The 6,967-nt window shown below is 69.9% G+C and carries 6 protein-coding genes; all 6 read left to right on the top strand.

Going from position 1 to position 6,967, the window contains the following annotated elements; translation table 11 throughout:
• Positions 1-253: 253 nt before the first annotated feature.
• The 6 genes from JJ683_RS18290 to orn all read left to right on the top strand — a co-directional run bounded on the left by JJ683_RS18290 (position 254) and on the right by orn (position 6,831).
• Positions 254-838, top strand: a complete 585-nt coding sequence (locus JJ683_RS18290; protein WP_200176226.1) for a PadR family transcriptional regulator — start codon at positions 254-256, stop codon at positions 836-838.
• Between the two features lie 35 nt (positions 839-873).
• Positions 874-2,886 (top strand): NADPH-dependent 2,4-dienoyl-CoA reductase, encoded by a 2,013-nt coding sequence (locus JJ683_RS18285; protein WP_200176224.1) that lies wholly within the window; start codon positions 874-876, stop codon positions 2,884-2,886.
• Positions 2,887-3,192: 306 nt separating this feature from the next.
• On the top strand, positions 3,193-4,176 hold the full coding sequence (locus JJ683_RS18280; RefSeq protein ID WP_200176223.1) for an esterase/lipase family protein: 984 nt from the start codon (positions 3,193-3,195) through the stop codon (positions 4,174-4,176).
• Positions 4,177-4,266: 90 nt separating this feature from the next.
• Positions 4,267-5,316, top strand: a complete 1,050-nt coding sequence (locus JJ683_RS18275) for an alcohol dehydrogenase catalytic domain-containing protein (protein ID WP_200176222.1) — start codon at positions 4,267-4,269, stop codon at positions 5,314-5,316.
• Positions 5,317-5,339: 23 nt separating this feature from the next.
• Positions 5,340-6,143, top strand: a complete 804-nt coding sequence (gene cmrA, locus JJ683_RS18270; RefSeq protein ID WP_200176221.1) for a mycolate reductase — start codon at positions 5,340-5,342, stop codon at positions 6,141-6,143.
• Positions 6,144-6,201: 58 nt separating this feature from the next.
• Positions 6,202-6,831, top strand: coding sequence for an oligoribonuclease (gene orn, locus JJ683_RS18265; protein ID WP_200176220.1), 630 nt, complete (start codon positions 6,202-6,204; stop codon positions 6,829-6,831).
• The last annotated feature ends 136 nt before the right edge of the window (positions 6,832-6,967 follow it).

Genomic DNA, 6,967 nt, shown 5'->3' with positions numbered 1-6,967 from the left:
AGCGGCCCGTCCGGCGTGCCGCTGCGGCCCGCGCGGTGTGCGCGGCCGGACGCGGCCAGGGTGCCCTGCGGGAGGCGGCGGCACGGGCATCGGGCGCGGCCGGATCCGAATCCACTGCACCCGCGGTGCCGCCGACGTGGGCCGTATCCCACCTATATCGCTTCACCGCACCGAATGCACGCCCGGGCGTGCGCCACAACGCGCAATATGCAACAAGTTGCACTGCAACCGTGAGCATAGGTATGGTTCCGGCGTGGCATTGGAACATGCGATCCTCGTGGCCCTGTCGGAGCGCGCCGGCAGCGGCTACGAACTCGCGCGCCGGTTCGACAAGTCCATCGGGTTCTTCTACGGCGCCAGCCATCAGCAGATCTACCGGACACTCAAGCGGATGACCGCCGACGGCTGGGTGACGTGCGAGGCGGTTCCGCAGAACGGACGTCCGGACAAGAAGGTCTACGCGGTGGGCGGGCCGGGCGCCGCGGAGCTCCGGGACTGGCTCACCCGGCCGTCGGATCCGTCGACGATCCGCGACGAGCTCAGCGTCAAGATCCGCGCGGCCTCGTACGGCGACGCATCGGCGGTGCTCGCCGAGGTGCGTCGGCACGGCGGCGAGCACCTCGCCCGGTGGGAGGCCTACAGCCGGATGCTGGCCAGGGACTTCCCCGACCCGGGCGCCCTCACCCCGATGCAACTCCACCAGTTCCTGGTCCTGCGCGGCGGGATCCGCATCGAGCAATCCCTCGTCGAGTGGTGCGACGAGGTGGCCGCCGCGTTGGACGGCGCGCATCCCGACGCCCACGCGCCGGACGGACCCACCGAGACCGCCCGCCCCTGACCCGCCGGCCGGCCCGGCCCGACGAAAGGCCCGCAATGACCGCTTACCCCGCCCTGTTCACCCCCCTGGACCTCGGATTCACGACGCTGCGCAACCGCGTGGTCATGGGTTCGATGCACACGGGCCTCGAAGACCGCGCCAAGCACATCGACCGGCTGGCCGAGTTCTACGCCGAGCGTGCCCGTGGCGGCGCCGGCCTCATCGTCACCGGCGGGTACGCGCCCAACTACGAAGGCTGGCTGATCCCCTTTGGCGCGATGATGACCAGCCACCAGCACGCACGACGCCACCGGAGGATCACCGACGCCGTCCACGCCGAGGGCGGAAAGATCGCGCTCCAGCTCCTTCACGCCGGCCGCTACTCGTACTGGCCGCTGTCGGTGTCGGCGTCCGCCGTCCAGTCCCCCATCAACCCGTTCAAGCCCCGTGCGCTGAGCGGACGCGGCATCGAGAAGGTGATCCGCGACTTTGCCAGGTCGGCCCGCCTGGCACGCAAAGCCGGGTACGACGGCGTCGAGATCATGGGCGGCGAGGGCTATTTCATCAACCAGTTCCTGGCCCAACACGTCAACAAGCGCACCGACCGGTGGGGCGGGTCCGCGGAGAACCGCCGACGCATCGCTGTGGCCATCGCCCGCGCGGTCCGGGAGGCCGTGGGCGCGGACTTCATCGTGATGTTCCGCCTCTCGATGGCGGACCTCGTCTCCGGCGGTCAGACCTGGGCCGAGATCACCGCGCTGGCCCGCGAATTGGAGGCCGTCGGGGTCACCATCATCAACACCGACATCGGCTGGCACGAGGCGCGGGTGCCCACCATCGTCACCTCGGTGCCGCGGGCCGCCTTCGTCGACTTCACCGAGCGTATCGCCAAAGAGGTGGGCATCCCGGTGTGCGCGTCCAACCGGATCAACATGCCGGAGACCGCGGAGCAGATCCTCACGACCAGCGCGGTGGAACTCGTATCGCTGGCCCGACCGATGCTCGCCGACCCCGACTGGGCCCGCAAAGCCTCCGCGGGGCGGGCCGACGAGATCAACACCTGCATCGCCTGCAACCAGGCCTGCCTGGACCACACATTCGAAAACAAGACCGCGTCGTGCCTGGTCAACCCGCGCGCCTGCCACGAGACCATCCTCACGCTGGGCCCCACGCGCTCCGCGAAGTCCGTCGCCGTGGTGGGCGCCGGGCCCGCCGGACTGGCCGCGGCCACCACGCTCGCCGAGCGCGGGCACACGGTGACCCTGTTCGAGGCGTCCGACCGCATCGGCGGGCAGTTCGAGATCGCGCGGCGCATCCCCGGCAAAGAGGAGTTCGCCGAGACCATCCGCTACTTCACCCGCCGCATCGCGCTCACCGGCGTGGACCTGCGCCTGGCCACGCGCGCCGGGATCGACGAACTCGCCGGCTTCGACGAGGTCGTCATCGCGACCGGGGTCGCCCCGCGCATCCCTCACATCGAAGGGATCGACCATCCCAAGGCCGTCACCTACTCGGACCTCGTGTTGGGCGCGCGCACAGCGGGCGACTCGGTGGCGGTGATCGGTGCCGGCGGCATCGGCGTCGACATCAGCGAGTTCCTCACCCACGACGCCTCACCGACGCTGGACCTCGGCGAGTGGATGCGCGAGTGGGGCGTGACCTACGACGAGGACGCGCCCGGGGCCCTGACGGAGCCGCAGCCCGCTCCGTCGCCGCGTCGCGTATACCTGTGCCAGCGCAAGACCAGCCGCATCGGCAAAGACCTGGGCAAGACCACCGGCTGGGTGCACCGTGCCGCGCTGAAGGCCAAGGGGGTCGAGCAACTCGCCGGCGTCGAGTACCTCAAGATCGACGACGACGGTCTGCACCTGCGCCTCGGCGACGACTACCGGGTGCTCGGCGTCGACACGGTGGTCGTGTGCGCCGGGCAGGAATCGGTGCGCGACCTCGTCGGCCGGCTCGCGGAGAGGGGCATCACCCACCACGTGATCGGCGGCGCCGACGTGGCCGCCGAGCTCGACGCCAAGCGCGCCATCAAGCAGGGCACCGAGGTGGCGGCCGCGATCTGAGCCGCGTCCGCGCAATCGGCCTTCTCCGCGACCGCGGGGCACAGGGCAGTCGAGTATCCGGAAACACGGACATCCCGTTATTGCAATCGTTAGGATTACCGTGTCCATTGCCTGATCTCACCGCGACCGCCATCCGGTGCGGTTCCGCGGAACTTTCGTCAGCGAAGGAACCGGACCATGACGTCCACCTTGTGGCCCCCCTCGAGGTCCACCGCGCATCAGCACCTCGCCGGCACCGCTGCGCCCCGACGGCGGAGCCGGGGTCGGCGTCGGCGTCGGTTAGGAGCCGTCGTCGCCGCCGCGGCCATGGCAGTCGCACCGTTGACCATCACCCCGCTGATCTCCATCCCCCCGGCCGCCGCGGCGGATCCGGTTCCGGCCGCACTGCCGGTGGACGGCAGTGCGCCGCCGCCGGGCGCGAATGACTGGAATTGCGAACCGACCGCCGAGCACCCGCGCGCGGTGGTGCTGGTGCATGGCACCTACAGCAACCAGGACGCTTGGAACGCCATGTCGCCGGCGCTCAAGGCCGAAGGGTTCTGCGTGTTCACCCTGAACTACGGCAAAGACCTCTCGAGTGTCGCCGGCCGGATCCCTGGGTACTTCGCCACCGCCGACATCGCAGAGTCCGCGGGGCAACTCGCGGTGTTCGTGGACAGGGTCCTGGCCGCGACCGGGACCGGCAAGGTGGACATCGTGGCGCACTCGCAAGGGGGGCCGATGAGCCGGCAATACCTGCGCTTCAACGGCGGCACGAATCCGGACGATCCCGGACTGAACAAGGTTCTGCACCTCATCACCATCTCCGGGACCAATCACGGAACCACCGTCTCCGGCCTGGCCGATCTGATCGCGGGGGATCGATCGGCCGACGATCTCGTGGAACCGGTCGTCGGGGAGGCCGCCATGCAGCAGTTGGCCGGCAGCCGTTTCATCACTCATCTCAACGCCGGCGGCGATACTCGGCCCGGCGTCCACTACACGGCCATCGGAGACAAGGCCGACCTGGTGTCGACGCCCCCGGCGGCGACGTTCCTCACGGCCGGCCCCGGTGCGACCGTGCGCAACGTCTGGGTGCAGAGCCTGTGCCCGGGTGACACGACGCGGCATGGCCGGATGCCGTTCGACCCCGCCGCCATCTTCATCGTGCTGGCGACGTTGAGTCCCGGCTACGCGGATACGCATCACGTCACCTGCCCGGCGCCGGGCACATCGTCCCTGCCGATGCCGATTCCGCCACCGATGGCCGCCGACGCGATCCGGATCGTCACGCCCGCTCACGGGCGGTAGCGGGCCAGCGCGAGCGATCGCCGGGGCACCCACCCGCCTCGCGCTACGCTGGCCTCAGCCTGCACCGGACACGCGAGGAGGAGCACCTGCATGCGCGCGACGATCATCCACGGCCCCCACGACGTGCGCGTCGAGGATGTGCCCGACCCAGTGATCGAACAGCCCACGGACGCCCTCGTGCGGATCGAGCGCGCGTGCGTGTGCGGGTCCGACCTCTGGTCGTACCGGGGTGAGCGCGCGACCCCCGAACCCCGCCCCATCGGACACGAGTTCATCGGCGTCGTCGAGGAGGTCGGATCGCAGGTCGAGCACGTCGCGGCAGGCCGCTTCGTCATCGCCCCCTTCACCCACAGCGACGGGACGTGCGTCAACTGCGCGCGAGGACTGACCAGCTCATGCGACAACCTGGGCGTGTGGGGTGCTGCGGGCGTCGACGGACGGCAGCTCGGCGGCGCGCAGGCCGAGTACATCCGCGTCCCCTTCGCCGACGGCACGCTCGTGCCCCTGCCGCAGCAGCCCGAGGTGGGCGACTACCGCGACCTGCTGGCGCTCTCGGACGTCATGCCCACCGGCCACCACGCGGCACGCTGCGCGAACGTCACCGAGGGCGGCACGGTCGTCGTCGTGGGCGACGGCGCCGTGGGACTCTCCGGGGTACTGGCAGCACAGCGGCTCGGGGCGGGCCGGATCATCACGATGTCGCGGCGGCCGGACAGGCAGACCCTCGCCCGGAGGTTCGGCGCCACCGACATCGTCGACCAGCGCGGCGGCGAGGGCGTGGCCGCGGTGTGCGACCTGCTGGGCGGCCGGCTGGCCGACTCGGTCCTGGAATGCGTGGGCACCGAGGAGTCGATGCGCCAGTCGCTCGGCGTGCTGCGCCCCGGAGGGCACCTCGGCTTCGTCGGCGTGCCCGCCACCGACCCCGCATTGCACGTCAGCGCGATCTTCCCGCACAACTTCCACCTGGCGGGCGGCATGGCCCCTGCCCGCCCCTACATCGACGAACTGCTTCCCGACGTCCTCGCCGGGCGCATCTCCCCCGGCCTCGTATTCGACAGGGCGGTGCCCCTGGACAAGGTGGGCGACGCTTACGAGATGATGACACTCCGCAAGTCCATCAAGACCATGGTCACGCCCTGACCGCCCGAGCCCTGGAGAAACGCATGAGCCTGCCCGCACCCACGCCCGAGGCCCGCGCCGTCGTCACGGGGGCGTCCTCCGGCATCGGCGAGGCCCTCGCCGCGGAGCTCGCGGCGCGCGGACACAACCTGATCCTCGTCGCGCGGCGCAAGGAGGTCATGGACGGCCTGGCCGCAAGGCTCACCGACGAGTTCGGCGTGCTGGTCGAGGTGCGCGGGGTCGACCTTGCCGACCGTGACGCGCGCAAGGTGCTCGTCGACGAGCTGTCGGGCCGCACCGTCAGCATCCTGTGCAACAACGCCGGAATCGCCACGTTCGGCCCGGTCGCCGGGCTCGACCCCGAATACGAGCGTGCCCAGGTGGAGCTCAACGCCGTGGCGGTGCACGACCTGACGCTGGCCGTGCTGCCGGGGATGATCGCCCGCGGCATCGGCGGAATCCTCATCACGGGCTCGGCCGCCGGGAACATGCCGATCCCCAACAACGCCACCTATGCGGCGACGAAGGCGTTCGCGAACACGTTCTCGGAATCTCTGCGCCACGAACTCCGCGGCTCCGGCGTGCATGTGACGCTCCTGGCACCCGGCCCCGTCCGCACCGAGGAACCCGACCCCGCCGACGCGTCCATCGTCGACAGGCTCGTGCCCGACTTCTTCTGGATCTCCAGCGAGTACACCGCCAAGCTCTCACTCGACGCGCTGGCCGAAAACAAGATGCGCGTCGTCCCCGGGGTGCTCGGCAAGGCCATGTCCACTGCCGGCCAGTACAGCCCGCGCGCCGTGGTGGCACCGATCGTCGGAACCTTCTACAAGAAACTCGGCGGATAGGCCTGCTGTTCACCCGGTGCGCACATGCCGTCAGGCCGGCGCGGATAAGGTGAGTCCCGTGCAAGACAAACTGGTGTGGATCGACTGCGAGATGACCGGCCTGGATCTGGGCTCCGACAAGCTCATCGAGATCGCGGCCCTGGTGACCGACGGCGAGCTGAACATTCTGGGCGACGGGGTCGACGTGGTCATCCACGCCGACGACGAGGCGCTGGCGAACATGCCGCCGGTGGTGCAGGAGATGCACGCCACATCGGGGCTCACCGAGGAGGTTCGCGCTTCCGCGGTGACCATGGCGGAGGCGGAGAAGACCGTGCTCGCCTATCTGCGCGAACACATTTCCAGCGAGGGCACGGCCCCGCTGGCCGGCAACACCATCGGCACCGACCGCGGCTTCATCGCGCGCGACATGCCCGACCTCGACGGATTCCTGCACTACCGCATGGTGGACGTGAGTTCCATCAAGGAGCTGTGCCGCCGCTGGTACCCGCGGATCTACTTCGGCAAGCCGGAGAAGGGCCTGGCGCACCGGGCGCTCGCCGACATCCGCGAATCCATCGACGAGCTCCGCTTCTACCGCAAGACGGCGTTCGTCCCCGACCCCGGGCCCACGTCCGAGGAGGTCGCCGAGATCGCCGCGTCCATGGCGGCAATCGACGGTTCGGCGGGTGCCGGTTCGGAATCATGACCTGCCGATCGAGGTGCCTCACGTAAAAGTGAGCGCGAAGCGGTGGCCGGTGCCTCACGCAGTGTGAGCGCGTGGGAGGCTTGCGCTACTTCGCCTGGGCCAATCGGTTGATTGACGGTTGTAATGCTTCCAAGTC

It is taken from the genome of Tomitella cavernea (genome assembly GCF_016599145.1).
Lineage (GTDB): Bacteria > Actinomycetota > Actinomycetes > Mycobacteriales > Mycobacteriaceae > Tomitella > Tomitella cavernae.
The sequence above is the reverse complement of the archived record's forward strand: the minus strand, read 5'-3'. Positions and strand labels throughout refer to the sequence as shown.

Coding starts and splice junctions, on each gene's coding strand:
- JJ683_RS18285 (WP_200176224.1), top strand. CDS start 874: ATGACCGCTTACCCCGCCCTGTTCACCCCCCTGGACCTCGGATTCACG.
- JJ683_RS18275 (WP_200176222.1), top strand. CDS start 4,267: ATGCGCGCGACGATCATCCACGGCCCCCACGACGTGCGCGTCGAGGAT.
- cmrA (WP_200176221.1), top strand. CDS start 5,340: ATGAGCCTGCCCGCACCCACGCCCGAGGCCCGCGCCGTCGTCACGGGG.
- JJ683_RS18280 (WP_200176223.1), top strand. CDS start 3,193: ATGGCAGTCGCACCGTTGACCATCACCCCGCTGATCTCCATCCCCCCG.